The following is a 13,259-nucleotide window of genomic DNA, read 5'->3' as shown; positions in this document are numbered from 1 at the left end:
CCGAGGTCCCCGCGCTGCCGGGGGGCGGTGGCGGTCCGGCCGGGCCGCCACCGCCCCCTTCTGCAAGTACCAGCCGCAAGTGCCAGGGAGAGAAGCCAGATGAGCCGCTCCGCCCACCCCGCCGGGCCGCGCCACGGCGACGTGCTGCCCGAGGGCCACTACCAGGCACCGCCGAGTGACCTGAACGCCCTCGATCCCAAGGTCTGGTCCCGTACCGTCGCCCGCGACGGCCGGGGCGTGGTCACCGTCGGCGGGCTCGACGTCCGTTCGCTGGCGGCCGAGTTCGGCACCCCGGCGTACGTCATGGACGAGGCGGACTTCCGCGCCCGCGCCCGCGCCTGGCGGGAGGCGTTCGGGGACGGCGCGGACGTGTACTACGCGGGCAAGGCGTTCCTCTCCAAGGCGGTGGTCCGCTGGCTGTACGAGGAGGGGCTGAACCTCGACGTGTGCAGCGGCGGCGAGCTGGCCGTGGCGCTGGCCGGCGGGATGCCGGGGGAGCGGATCGCGCTGCACGGCAACAACAAGTCGGTGGGCGAGCTGGAGCAGGCCGTCAAGGCGGGGGTCGGGCACGTGGTGCTCGACTCGTACCAGGAGGTCGAGCGACTGGCCGCCGTCGCCGAGCGCCACGGGACCAGGCAGCCGGTGCTGATCCGGGTCACCGTAGGCGTGGAGGCGCACACCCACGAGTTCATCGCCACCGCGCACGAGGACCAGAAGTTCGGCCTCTCGCTCGCCGGGGGCGCGGCGGCCGAGGGCGTTCGCCGGGTGCTGGCGCAGCCGAGCCTGGAGCTGCGCGGCATCCACTCGCACATCGGCTCGCAGATCTTCGACACGGCCGGCTTCGAGGTGGCCGCCCGCCGGGTGGTCGGCCTGCTGGCCGAGGTCCGCGACGAGCACGGGATCGAGCTGCCGGAGATCGACCTCGGCGGCGGCCTGGGCATCGCGTACACCAGCGAGGACGACCCGCGCGAGCCGGCCGAGATCGCCGCCGCGCTGGCCGCCATCGTCCGCCGGGAGTGCCGGGCGGTCGGACTGGAGGTGCCCCGGCTGAGCGTGGAGCCGGGCCGCGCGATCGCCGGCCCGACCGCGTTCACGCTGTACGAGGTGGGCACGGTCAAGCCGCTGGAGGGCCTGCGCACCTACGTCAGCGTGGACGGCGGGATGTCGGACAACATCCGCACCGCGCTGTACGACGCCGAGTACTCGGTCGCGCTGGTCTCGCGTGCCAGCGAGGCCGAGCCGATGCTGGTCAGGGTGGTGGGCAAGCACTGCGAGTCGGGTGACATCGTGGTGCGGGACGCCTTCCTGCCCGCCGACCTGGCGCCCGGCGACCTGCTCGCGGTGCCGGCCACCGGGGCGTACTGCCGCTCGATGGCCAGCAACTACAACCACGCACTCAAGCCTCCCGTGGTGGCCGTCGCGGACGGTTCGGCCCGGGTGATCGTCCGCCGGGAGACGGAGGAGGATCTCCTGCGTCTCGATATCGGCTGACGAAATTCTTGTCTCAGATCATGGACTCGCCGTAGATCGGTGCGGAAAGTCCCCGAGACTGGTATGGACGAATACCGTCGGGCCATCGGGAAAGGCCCGGCGGAGACCGAGAATGCAGAGCGGAGTCGGATGATGCGTACGCGCCCGCTGAAGGTGGCGTTGCTGGGCTGTGGTGTGGTGGGCTCCGAGGTGGCGCGCATCATGACGACGACGGCCGACGACCTCGCCGCGCGGATCGGCGCACCGGTCGAGCTCGCCGGTATCGCCGTCCGCCGCGCCGGTCGGGTCCGGCCCGGAGTGCCTGAGCACCTGATCACCACCGATGCCGAGGCCCTGGTGGGCCGGGGCGACATCGACGTCGTCATCGAGGTGGTCGGCGGCATCGAGCCCTCCAAGCACCTGATCCTGTCGGCCTTCGAGCAGGGCGCCTCGGTGGTCAGCGCCAACAAGGCGCTGCTCGCCAAGGACGGTGCCGAACTGCACCGGGCCGCCGCCGAGGCCGGTGTGGACCTGTACTACGAGGCCGCCGTGGCCGGCGCGATCCCGCTGATCCGCCCGCTGCGCGAGTCACTGGCCGGCGACAAGGTCGACCGGGTGCTGGGCATCGTGAACGGCACCACCAACTTCATCCTCGACAAGATGGACTCCACCGGTGCCGGGTACTCCGAGGCGCTGGAGGAGGCCACCGCGCTCGGTTACGCCGAGGCCGACCCCACCGCCGACGTGGAGGGCTTCGACGCCGCCGCCAAGGCCGCCATCCTGGCCGGGATCGCCTTCCACACCCGGGTGACCGCCGCCGAGGTCTACCGCGAGGGGATCACCGAGGTCACCGCCGCCGACATCGCCTCGGCCAAGGCGATGGGCTGCGTGGTCAAGCTCCTGGCGATCTGCGAGCGCGCCGCCGACGGCGCCTCCGTCACCGCCCGGGTCCACCCGGCGATGATCCCGCTGAGCCACCCGCTGGCCTCGGTGCGCGAGGCGTACAACGCGGTGTTCGTCGAGGCGGAGGCGGCCGGCCGGCTGATGTTCTACGGCCCCGGCGCCGGCGGCTCGCCGACCGCCTCGGCGGTGCTCGGCGACCTGGTGGCGGTCTGCCGCAACAAGCTGAACGGCGCCACCGGCCCGGGCGACTCGGTCTACACCAGGCTGCCGGCCAAGCCGATGGGCGAGGTCGTCACCCGCTACCACGTCAGCCTGGACGTCGACGACCGCGCGGGTGTGCTCGCCCAGGTGGCTTCGGTCTTCGCCGAGCACGGCGTCTCCATCGACACCGTGCGCCAGCAGGGCCGCGACGGCGACGCCTCGCTCGTCGTGGTGACCCACCGCGCCACCGACGCCGCGCTGTCGGCGACGGTCGACAAGCTGCGCGCGCTGGACAGCGTGCGTGACGTGGCCAGCATCATGCGGGTCGAAGGGGAGTAAGGCAGAGATGAACGCAGCGACCGCCGACCGCCCGAGCGGGCGGACCGCATCCCACACCCACCAGTGGCGCGGCCTGATCGAGGAGTACCGCGACCGCCTGCCGGTGAGCGACACCACCCCCGTGGTCACCCTGCTGGAGGGCGGCACGCCGCTGGTCCCCGCCCAGGTGCTCTCCGAGCGCACCGGCTGCGAGGTCTACCTCAAGGTCGAGGGCGCCAACCCGACCGGGTCCTTCAAGGACCGCGGTATGACCATGGCCATCTCCAAGGCCAAGGAGGACGGCGCACAGGCCGTCATCTGCGCCTCCACCGGCAACACCTCGGCCTCCGCCGCGGCGTACGCGGTGCGGGCGAAGATGGTCTCGGCGGTGCTGGTGCCGCAGGGCAAGATCGCGTTCGGCAAGATGGGCCAGGCCCTGGTGCACGGCGCCAGGATCCTCCAGGTCGACGGCAACTTCGACGACTGCCTGACGCTGGCGCGCGAACTGTCCGAGAAGTACCCGGTGGCGCTGGTCAACTCGGTCAACCCGGTCCGGATCGAGGGTCAGAAGACCGCCGCCTTCGAGATCGTGGACATGCTGGGCGACGCCCCCGACATCCACGTCCTGCCGGTCGGCAACGCGGGCAACATCACCGCGTACTGGAAGGGCTACCGGGAGTACGCCGAGGACGGGATGGCCTCCCGCAAGCCGCGGATGTGGGGCTTCCAGGCCGCCGGTTCGGCCCCGATCGTGGACGGCGCCCCGGTGCTGCACCCGCAGACCATCGCCACCGCGATCCGGATCGGCAACCCGGCATCCTGGGACTACGCGCTGGCCGCCCGGGACGAGTCCGGCGGCCTCATCGACAAGGTGACGGATCGTCAGATCCTCTCGGCGTACCGGTTGTTGGCCTCCCAGGAGGGTGTCTTCGTGGAGCCCGCCTCGGCCGCCGGCGTGGCCGGCCTGCTGGCCAAGGCGGAGGCCGGGCTGGTGGACCGGGGGCAGCGGATCGTCTGCACCGTCACCGGCAACGGCCTGAAGGACCCCGACTGGGCTGTGGCCGGTGCGCCGCAGCCGCAGGTCGTCCCGGTCGACCCGGAGGCGGCGGCCCGCCGCCTCGGACTGCTGGACTGACCGGCTTGACCCCGCAGCGGGGTTGACATTATGTCAGCAGTGGGCCGGCCCTTGTGGGACCGGCCCACTCGACGTCTCGCCCTGGCGCCTTTTGTGTCAATTGGCCGACCCTTTTCGTCCCCTTTTCCGTGCACTTTCCGGCCAGAACAGGCAACACGGCAGATCGGGGCCTGTTGGGTGTACCGCTGTGGAACCTCTCTTCGATAGTCTGGACCCGGCGGGTCGCGCCCTGACGTGACCGCCCGCCTCGCCGGGGCTCGCCGCACGGGCCCCGCCCGGGTACCCCCCACCAAGTCGGCCCGACGCGACCGGGCCGCCCACCGTCCGCCGCATGAGGCGCCTCGCGCCCCGCGTGGCAACGCCCGAGTTTCCCCCAGGAGAGTCCGAACACATGGCTGGTCCTGCGTTCCGTGCTGCCGCCGTCCGGGTCCGAGTCCCGGCCTCCAGTGCCAATCTCGGCCCCGGATTCGACGCCTTCGGACTCGCCCTGGGGCTCTATGACGACGTCGTGGTCCGGGTCGCCGAATCCGGTCTGAGCGTGGACATCGCCGGTGAGGGCGCCGAGACGCTGCCCCGGGACGAGAACCACCTGCTGGTCCGCTCGATGCGGGCGGCCTTCGACCGGCTCGGCGGCCAGCCGCGCGGCCTCGAAGTGGTCTGCGCCAACCGGATACCGCACGGCCGCGGCCTGGGCTCCTCCTCCGCCGCGATCTGCGCCGGCATCGTCGCGGCCCGCGCCGTCACCATCGGCGGCCCGTCCGCCCTGGACGACGCGGCACTGCTGGCCCTCGCCACCGAGCTGGAGGGGCATCCCGACAACGTCGCGGCCTGTCTGCGCGGCGGGTTCACCATCGCCTGGACGGACGAGGAGCGGGCCAGCGCGATCCGCCTCGACCCGTCCGAGCAGGTCGTCCCGGTCGTCTTCGTGCCGTCCACCGAGGTGCTCACCGAGACGGCCCGCGGCCTGCTGCCCAAGACCGTCCCGCTCGCCGACGCGGCGGCCAACGCCGGGCGCTCCGCGCTACTGGTCGAGGCCCTCACCCGGCAGCCCGAACTGCTGCTCGCCGCCACCGAGGACCGGCTGCACCAGGACTACCGCGCCTCTGCGATGCCGGACAGCGCCGCCCTGGTCGCCGCCCTGCGCGCCGAGGGCGTCCCGGCCGTCATCTCCGGCGCCGGGCCGACCGTACTCGCCCTCTCCGACGAGGCCGGCGCCGACAGGCTGGCGGAGTTCGGGGGCACGGCGTTCGCCGTCCACCGGCTCAAGCTGGACCGCGTCGGTGCCGCGGTACTGCCGCTGGACCTGTGACGCGTTTCCCACGGGTGGCACGTTGAACAGCGTGAATGCGGCAATTCAATGGACATGGGGCGCGATTCGTGAGAGGGACACGATTCGTGGGACAGACACGATTGACGAGATCAGGGCTGGGGAATGTGTCAGGGGGTCGGTAGTGTTAACCTCATTGCTGCACCAGATGCCCTCCGGGGCGCGGTGCGCCGCGTCCCGAGCCCGCCCCGGCACTGTGGAGCAGTCCGCAGTAGCAGGAACCGGAAGTACGGGACCACGATTCTCCGGGAGCCCGCCACAGCGCGTACGCAGCCTGCCTGCGCGATTGCGGCCGCATCCCGAAGCCGTGACGGCACCTGACCCGCTTTTTCGGCCTCGTCCCTAGTGGCACGGCCGAGCGGGGCCCGTGGTACCGCCGCGCGACGGGGGCCCGGGTATCGCAGGCAGCGAGGTCGGCGGGAGACCGATCCGCAGCCCACTTCGCACCACAGTGCACCGCACATCGCAGCTCCCCGGACTGGCTCCGCCATTCGGGGGATCACCGCCTCGGACCGACGCAGTCGAGCGTTGGTCAGGACAGCACAACCGGTCGCCGAGCCAGACAGGCCGACGTCCGCTCCAGGGAAGGACCCTTAGTGAGCGACACCACCGATCTGATGGGCGCGCGCCCGGACGCTGACGCGTCGGACGCGGCCGCCGCCGCCCCCGCGGCCCCGGCGCGACGCCGCCGTACCGCCGCCGCGGGCCTGGACGGCCTGGTCCTGGCCGAGCTGCAGAAGCTCGCCTCGACCCTCGGAATCAGCGGTACCGGACGCATGCGCAAGAGCCAGCTGATCGAGGCCATCAAGGAGAAGAGCGGCGGGGACCCGCTGCTCGCCGGTGCCGCGGCCGCGCCGGCCAAGCGGACCGCCAAGGCGGCGCCCGCCGCCGCTGCTCCGGCCGCCGAGGAGGCTAAGCCCGCGCGCCGTACCAGGGCCGCCGCTGCCGCGACCGCCGAGCCGGTCGCGCAGATCGAGATCCCGGTCCAGGCCGCCGCCGAGACCACCGCCGCGCCCGCACGCGCCGAGCGCCCCCGTCGCCGGGCCACCGCGGCCGCCGGCGCCCCGGTCGCCGAGGCCGCCGCCGAGCCGACCACCGCCGTGGTCGCCGAGGCCAAGGCCGAGACCCGCACCGAGACCCGCGCCGAGGGCAAGCCCGCCGAGGGGCGCGGCTTCGAGGGCGAGGGTCGCTCCGAGGGCCGCCGCGAGCGCCGCGACCGCCGCGAGCGGCGCGAGGGCGAGCGCGTGGAGGGCGGCGAGGCCCAGGCCGCGCAGGACGGCGACGGGCGGGAGTCGCGCCGCGAGCGCCGCAGCCGCCGGGACCGCCGCGAGGGCGGCCAGCAGGGCCAGCAGCAGGCCGTGCAGGAAGGCGGCCAGGGCCGTCAGCCGGCCGCCCAGCCGGCCGTCGGCGGCTTCGAGGAGGACGAGTACGGCGACGGCCGCCGCGGCCGCCGGGGCCGCTACCGCGACCGCCGTGGCCGCGGCCGCCGCGAGGGCTTCGAGGGCGGCGCCGTCGAACCGCAGATCGGCGACGACGACGTCCTGATCCCGGTCGCGGGCATCCTGGACATCCTCGACAACTACGCCTTCGTCCGGACCTCCGGCTACCTGCCGGGCCAGAACGACGTCTACGTCTCGCTGGCCCAGGTCCGCAAGCACGGTCTGCGCAAGGGTGACGCCATCACCGGCGCCGTGCGCCAGCCGCGTGACGGCGAGCGCCGGGAGAAGTTCAACGCCATGGTGCGGCTGGACTCCGTCAACGGCATGGACCCGGACAGCGGCCGCAACCGCCCCGAGTTCGGCAAGCTGACCCCGCTGTACCCGCAGGAGCGCCTGCGGCTGGAGACCGACCCGGGCGTCCTGACCACCCGCATCATCGACCTGGTGTCGCCGATCGGTAAGGGCCAGCGCGGTCTGATCGTCGCCCCGCCGAAGACCGGCAAGACGATGATCATGCAGGCGATCGCCAACGCGATCACCCACAACAACCCCGAGTGCCACCTGATGGTCGTCCTGGTCGACGAGCGTCCGGAGGAGGTCACCGACATGCAGCGGTCGGTGAAGGGCGAGGTCATCTCCTCGACCTTCGACCGCCCGGCCGAGGACCACACCACCGTCGCCGAGCTCGCCATCGAGCGTGCCAAGCGCCTGGTGGAGCTGGGCCACGACGTGGTGATCCTGCTGGACTCGATCACCCGCCTGGGCCGCGCCTACAACCTGGCGGCTCCGGCCTCCGGCCGCATCCTGTCCGGTGGTGTCGACTCGACCGCGCTGTACCCGCCGAAGAAGTTCTTCGGTGCCGCGCGCAACATCGAGAACGGCGGCTCGCTGACCATCCTCGCCACCGCCCTGGTGGAGACCGGCTCCCGGGCCGACGAGGTGGTCTTCGAGGAGTTCAAGGGCACCGGCAACATGGAGCTCAAGCTCGACCGCAAGCTCTCGGACAAGCGCATCTTCCCGGCCGTCGACGTCGACGCGTCCTCCACCCGCAAGGAGGAGATCCTGCTGGGCAACGAGGAGCTGGCCATCACCTGGAAGCTCCGCCGGGTGCTGCACGCGCTGGACTCGCAGCAGGCGATCGAGCTGCTGCTGGACAAGATGAAGCAGACCAAGAGCAACGCCGAATTCCTGATGCAGATCGCCAAGACCACGCCGGGCTCCGGCGACTGACGATCCGTCCGACCGTAAGCCCCGGACCGCTTCGCGCGGTCCGGGGCTTACGCGTTTCCAAGGGAAATTTAAGAAATTGCCTTACAATCCTCTGCTTCGCTTATGCTCGAAAAGGTGCGCAGGTCGAAATGACGTGCAGGTGGAGGAGCGGGGGCAATATGGTCGACCATCGCAGGAATAGCGGCCGATGGCTGCGGATCGCCGTGTTCACCCTGGCCGGTCTGCTCGTCCTCGGCGGCGCGGCCGCCGGATACGCGTACTGGAAGCTGAACCGCAACATCAAGGGCGTGGACATCAACGCCCAGCTCGGCACCGCCCGGCCGCCCGCGGCCACCGACGGCTCGTTCAACATGCTGGTCCTGGGCTCGGACTCGCGCAGCGGCAGCAACGGCAACCTGGCCGGCGGGAACGCCGACGGCACCGCGCGCTCGGACACCGCGATGGTGGTGCACGTCAACCAGGACCACACCGCGGCCAGTGTGGTGAGCATTCCCCGCGACACGCTGGTGCCCCGTCCCGAATGCCTCACCGCCGGCGGGAAAACCGTTCCCGCCGCGCGGAGCGTGATGTACAACTCCGCGTTCGAGACCGGTGGTCCGGCGTGTGCGGTGAAGACCACCGAGCAGCTCACCGGGATGCGGATGGACCATTTCGTGGAGATCGACTTCTCGGGTTTCGCGAATTTCATAGACGCGATCGGCGGGGTGGACGTGACCACCACGGTGAGCATCAAGGACAAGGACAGCGGCCTCGACCTGCCGGCCGGCGACCACCACCTGGGCGGGACCCAGGCGCTCGCCTTCGTCCGCACCCGGCACGGCGTCGGCGACGGCAGCGACCTCGGCCGGATCGAGCTGCAGAAGCAGATGGTGAAGTCGATCATGAAGCAGATCGGCGGCATCGGGCTGACCTCCGACCCGACCCGGCTCTGGTCGGTGGCCGACGGCCTCACCAGGAGCCTCACCACCGATTCCGACCTGGCCTCGGTCAACGCGCTGGTGGGCATGGCCGGCACGCTCAAGAAGATCGGCCCGAACGAGCTGACCATGGTCACCCTGCCCGTGGGCACCGCTCCCAGTGACCCGAACCGGGTGGTACCGCAGCAGCCGCAGGCAGACCGGCTCTGGACGGCGCTCAGGGCGGACCAGTCGGTGCCACACTCGATAGTGACCACCCAGCCCGCCAACCCGGCCGATGCGAGCCCCAGTGCGAAGGCGGGCCGAGGCCCGGAATAACCGGAAGCGCAACCCGGTTTGGGAAGAAGCGGTCGGTCCTGGCAGACTGGTCCGTCGGTCCCGGTTCACGAGCAGCTCCCTGCTGCCGACCCGGTGCCCTCCCGAACACTAGGAGAACCCCTTGAAGCCCAACGTTCACCCCGAGTACGTGGTCACCAAGGTGACCTGCACCTGTGGCAACGAGTTCACCACCCGGTCCACCGAGACCAGTGGCGAGATCCGCGCCGAGGTCTGCTCGCAGTGCCACCCGTTCTACACCGGCAAGCAGAAGATCCTCGACACCGGTGGCCGCGTGGCCCGCTTCGAGGCCCGCTTCGGCAAGCAGCACAGCGCGAAGGCCTAGCGCTCACTCGGCGCCGGTCTCCGGTGCCCCCGTACTCGGCGGGGGCACCGGGACCGGCGCCGTTCGTGTCTCTCCCCCGCAGCCGTCACCCGCGCGTCACCCCCCGGCGGCGCGTCTCTCACGGAAGTAGGCCCATCCCATGTTCGAGGCAGTCGAAGAGCTCCTCGTCGAGCACGCCGACCTCGAGAAGAGGCTGGCCGACCCGTCCGTCCACGCCGACCAGGCGAACGCCCGCAAGCTGGCCAAGCGCTACGCCGAGCTGACCCCGATCACCCGGACCTACCTGTCCTGGAAGCAGGCCGGCGACGACATCGAGGCCGCCCGCGAATTCGCGGCGGAGGACCCGGACTTCTTCGCCGAGGTGAAGGACTCCGAGGCCCGCCGCGAGGAGCTGACCGAGGAACTGCGGCTGCTGCTCGTCCCCCGCGACCCCAACGACGACAAGGACGTCATCCTGGAGGTCAAGGCGGGCGAGGGCGGCGAGGAGTCCGCGCTGTTCGCCGGCGACCTGCTGCGGATGTACCTGCGGTACGCCGAGCGGGTCGGCTGGAAGACCGAGATCATCGACGCCAACGAGTCGGACCTCGGCGGCTACAAGGACGTCTCGGTCGCGGTGAAGACGAAGGGCGGCACCGAGCCCGGCAACGGCGTCTGGGCCCGGCTGAAGTACGAGGGCGGCGTGCACCGGGTGCAGCGGGTGCCGGCCACCGAGTCGCAGGGCCGGATCCACACCTCGGCGGCGGGCGTGCTGGTCACCCCCGAGGCCGAGGAGGTCGAGGTCGAGATCCACGCCAACGACCTGCGGATCGACGTCTACCGCTCCTCCGGTCCTGGCGGCCAGTCCGTCAACACCACCGACTCGGCGGTCCGGATCACCCACCTGCCGACCGGTATCGTGGCCTCCTGCCAGAACGAGAAGAGCCAGCTGCAGAACAAGGAGCAGGCGATGCGCATCCTGCGGTCGCGCCTGCTGGCCGCCGCGCAGGAGGAGGCCGAGCGGGAGGCCTCCGACGCCCGCCGCAGCCAGGTCCGCACGGTGGACCGCTCGGAGCGGATCCGTACGTACAACTTCCCGGAGAACCGCATCTCCGACCACCGCACGGGCTTCAAGTCGTACAACCTGGACCAGGTCCTGGACGGCGACCTCAATGCGGTGATCCAGTCCTGCGTGGACGCCGACGCGGCAGCCAAGCTGGCCGCCGCCCAGGAGAACTGAGTACCTAAGGGGTCGGTCGGATGAACCTGCTGCTCGCCGAGGTGGCCCAGGCCACCCAGCGGTTGGCCGCGGCCGGCGTGCCGTCGCCGCGCTTCGACGCGGAGGAGCTCGCGGCGTACATCCACAACGTCAAGCGCAGCCAGCTGCACACGGTCAAGGACGCCGACTTCGACGCCCGGTACTGGGAGGCGATCGCGCGCCGGGAGGCGCGCGAGCCGCTGCAGCACATCACGGGGCGGGCGTTCTTCCGCTACCTGGAGCTGGAGGTGGGCCCCGGGGTGTTCGTACCCCGGCCGGAGACCGAGACGGTCGTCGAGTGGGCCATAAACGCCGTGCGCGACATGGACGTTGCCGAGCCCCTGGTGGTCGACCTGTGCACCGGCTCCGGCGCCATCGCGCTGGCGCTCGCGCAGGAGCTGCCGCGCTCCATCGTGCACGCCTTCGAGATGGACGAGAAGGCGCTGGAGTACACCCGCCGGAACATCGCCGCCAGTTCCGACCGGGCCCGCGTCACCCTGCACGCCGGGGACGCGACCCGCGCCTTCGAGGACGACCGCTCCTGGGACGGCCGCTTCGACCTGGTGATCAGCAACCCGCCGTACATCCCGCTCACCGAGTGGGAGTACGTCGCCCCCGAGGCCCGCGACCACGACCCGGAGCTGGCCCTGTTCTCCGGTGAGGACGGGCTGGACACCATCCGTGGCATCGAGCGGGTCGCGGCCCGCCTGCTGCGGCCGGGCGGCGCGGTCGTCATCGAGCACGCCGACACCCAGGGCGGCCAGGTGCCGTGGATCTTCAACGAGGATGCCGGCTGGACGGACGCCGCCGACCACCGGGACCTGAACAACCGGCCGCGCTTCACAACCGCCCGGAGGGCGTCGTTGTGAGCCGTCGAGCAGAGCACGACCGCCCGGGTGTGGCGTGGTGAACGACCGAGCAGAGCACGACCGCCCGGGCGCGTCGTGGTGAACGACCGAGCAGAGCACGACCGCCCGGGCGCGTCGTGGTGAACGACCGAGCAGAGCACGACGGCCCGGAGGGCGTCGCCGTGATACACGCCGTCCGGACCGACCTGAGCCATCCTGGAAGGGGACCGTACCGATGAGCCGCCGATACGACTGTGCCGATGCCGGTGACCGGGCCACGGGCCTGCGCGAGGCCGCCTCGGCGATCCGCCGCGGCGAGCTGGTGGTGCTGCCCACGGACACCCTGTACGGCATCGGTGCCGACGCCTTCAGCCCGGAGGCCGTCGGCGGGCTGCTGGCCGCCAAGGGGCGAGGCCGCAACATGCCCTCGCCGGTGCTGGTCGGCTCGCCGACCACCCTGCACGGCCTGGTCACCGACTTCTCCGAGCAGGCCTGGGAGCTGGTCGACGCGTTCTGGCCGGGCGGTCTGACCCTGGTCGCCAAGCACCAGCCCTCGCTGCGCTGGGACCTCGGCGAGACCCGGGGCACCGTCGCGGTCCGGATGCCGCTGCACCCGGTCGCCATCGAGCTGCTCAACAACACCGGTCCGCTGGCCGTCTCCAGCGCCAACAAGAGCGGCAGCCCGGCGCCCGCGACCTGCGACGACGCCTTCGCCCAGCTCGGCGAGTCGGTCGCGGTCTACCTGGACGGCGGTACGGCCGAGCACGCCACCCCCTCCACCATCGTGGACGTCACGGGCAAGGTCCCGGTCCTGCTGCGGGCGGGCGCGGTCAGCGTCGAGCAGCTGAGGGAGGTCGTCCCGGACCTGGAGGCCGGCAGTTGACAGCGGCCTCGCTGCACGGCGCCGGTCCGGCCTCCGGCATACCCGAGTACCCCGGGTACCTCACCGTCTCGCCCCGGCCGCTGGAGACCTTCCGGATCCTGTTCGTCTGCACCGGCAACATCTGCCGGTCGCCGATCGCCGAGCGGCTGACCCGGCACGAGCTGGACGTCCGGCTGCGCGGGTCCGCCGCCGACCGGATCCTGGTCGAGAGCGCCGGCACCTGGGGGCACGAGGGCGCGCCGATGGAGGCCCACGCGGCGACGGTGCTGGACGAGTACGGCGCGGACAGCGCGGGTTTCGTCGGCCGTGAACTACTGGACGAGCACGTGGTCGAGGCCGACCTGGTGCTCACCGCAACCCTGGACCACCGGGCGCAGGTCATCTCGATGGGCCACACCGCCGGGCTGCGGACCTTCACGCTGAAGGAGTTCACCCGGCTGGTGCGGCGGATCGACCCGAGCACGCTGCCGGACCCGCGGCAGGGCGCGGACGTCACCCAGCGGGCCCGGGCGCTGGTCCGCTCGGCGGCCGCGCTGCGGGGGTGGCTGCTCGCCGCCTCGCCGGAGGCGGACGAGGTGCACGATCCCTACGGCGCACCGATCGGGATGTTCCGCAACTGCGGCGAGGAGATATTCGACGCCGTCGAACCCGTGGTCACCGCCCTCACCGGCGTTCCCGGCCACGCGGCCTGAA

11 protein-coding genes are annotated in these 13,259 nt (G+C 71.8%); all 11 read left to right on the top strand.

What is annotated here, in order from left to right; genetic code table 11:
* Positions 1-99: 99 nt before the first annotated feature.
* The 11 genes from lysA (at position 100) to ACWDAK_RS11055 (ending at position 13,258) form a co-directional block, all read left to right on the top strand.
* On the top strand, positions 100-1,491 hold the full coding sequence (lysA, locus tag ACWDAK_RS11105; RefSeq protein WP_344639444.1) for a diaminopimelate decarboxylase: 1,392 nt from the start codon (positions 100-102) through the stop codon (positions 1,489-1,491).
* Between the two features lie 129 nt (positions 1,492-1,620).
* Positions 1,621-2,913 carry a homoserine dehydrogenase gene (locus tag ACWDAK_RS11100; RefSeq protein ID WP_344639445.1) on the top strand — a complete coding sequence of 431 codons (1,293 nt, stop codon included), beginning with the start codon at positions 1,621-1,623 and terminating at the stop codon, positions 2,911-2,913.
* Between the two features lie 7 nt (positions 2,914-2,920).
* A complete protein-coding gene (thrC, locus tag ACWDAK_RS11095; protein ID WP_344639446.1) occupies positions 2,921-4,027 on the top strand; it encodes a threonine synthase in 1,107 nt (368 codons plus the stop codon).
* Positions 4,028-4,418: 391 nt separating this feature from the next.
* Positions 4,419-5,336, top strand: coding sequence for a homoserine kinase (gene thrB, locus ACWDAK_RS11090; RefSeq protein ID WP_344639447.1), 918 nt, complete (start codon positions 4,419-4,421; stop codon positions 5,334-5,336).
* Between the two features lie 614 nt (positions 5,337-5,950).
* The gene (rho, locus tag ACWDAK_RS11085) at positions 5,951-8,023 is read left to right on the top strand and encodes a transcription termination factor Rho (RefSeq protein WP_344639448.1); all 2,073 of its coding nucleotides are present in this window, start codon (positions 5,951-5,953) and stop codon (positions 8,021-8,023) included.
* Between the two features lie 158 nt (positions 8,024-8,181).
* Positions 8,182-9,258, top strand: coding sequence for an LCP family protein (locus ACWDAK_RS11080; RefSeq protein ID WP_427393795.1), 1,077 nt, complete (start codon positions 8,182-8,184; stop codon positions 9,256-9,258).
* Between the two features lie 121 nt (positions 9,259-9,379).
* Positions 9,380-9,601, top strand: a complete 222-nt coding sequence (gene rpmE, locus ACWDAK_RS11075) for a 50S ribosomal protein L31 (RefSeq protein ID WP_344639450.1) — start codon at positions 9,380-9,382, stop codon at positions 9,599-9,601.
* A 139-nt stretch (positions 9,602-9,740) separates the two neighbouring features.
* Entirely contained in the window at positions 9,741-10,817 is a 1,077-nt protein-coding gene (gene prfA, locus ACWDAK_RS11070; protein ID WP_344639451.1) for a peptide chain release factor 1, read from the top strand.
* A 20-nt stretch (positions 10,818-10,837) separates the two neighbouring features.
* Positions 10,838-11,704: a peptide chain release factor N(5)-glutamine methyltransferase gene (gene prmC, locus ACWDAK_RS11065; RefSeq protein ID WP_344639452.1), complete on the top strand. Its 867-nt coding sequence runs from the start codon at positions 10,838-10,840 to the stop codon at positions 11,702-11,704.
* A gap of 214 nt (positions 11,705-11,918) precedes the next feature.
* The gene (locus ACWDAK_RS11060; protein WP_344639453.1) at positions 11,919-12,566 is read left to right on the top strand and encodes an L-threonylcarbamoyladenylate synthase; all 648 of its coding nucleotides are present in this window, start codon (positions 11,919-11,921) and stop codon (positions 12,564-12,566) included.
* A gap of 38 nt (positions 12,567-12,604) precedes the next feature.
* A complete protein-coding gene (locus tag ACWDAK_RS11055) occupies positions 12,605-13,258 on the top strand; it encodes an arsenate reductase/protein-tyrosine-phosphatase family protein (RefSeq protein WP_344639508.1) in 654 nt (217 codons plus the stop codon).
* Position 13,259 lies beyond the last annotated feature (1 nt).

The sequence above is a fragment of the Kitasatospora sp. NPDC001175 genome (genome assembly GCF_053598215.1).
This window is presented reverse-complemented; position numbering and strand designations above follow the sequence as displayed.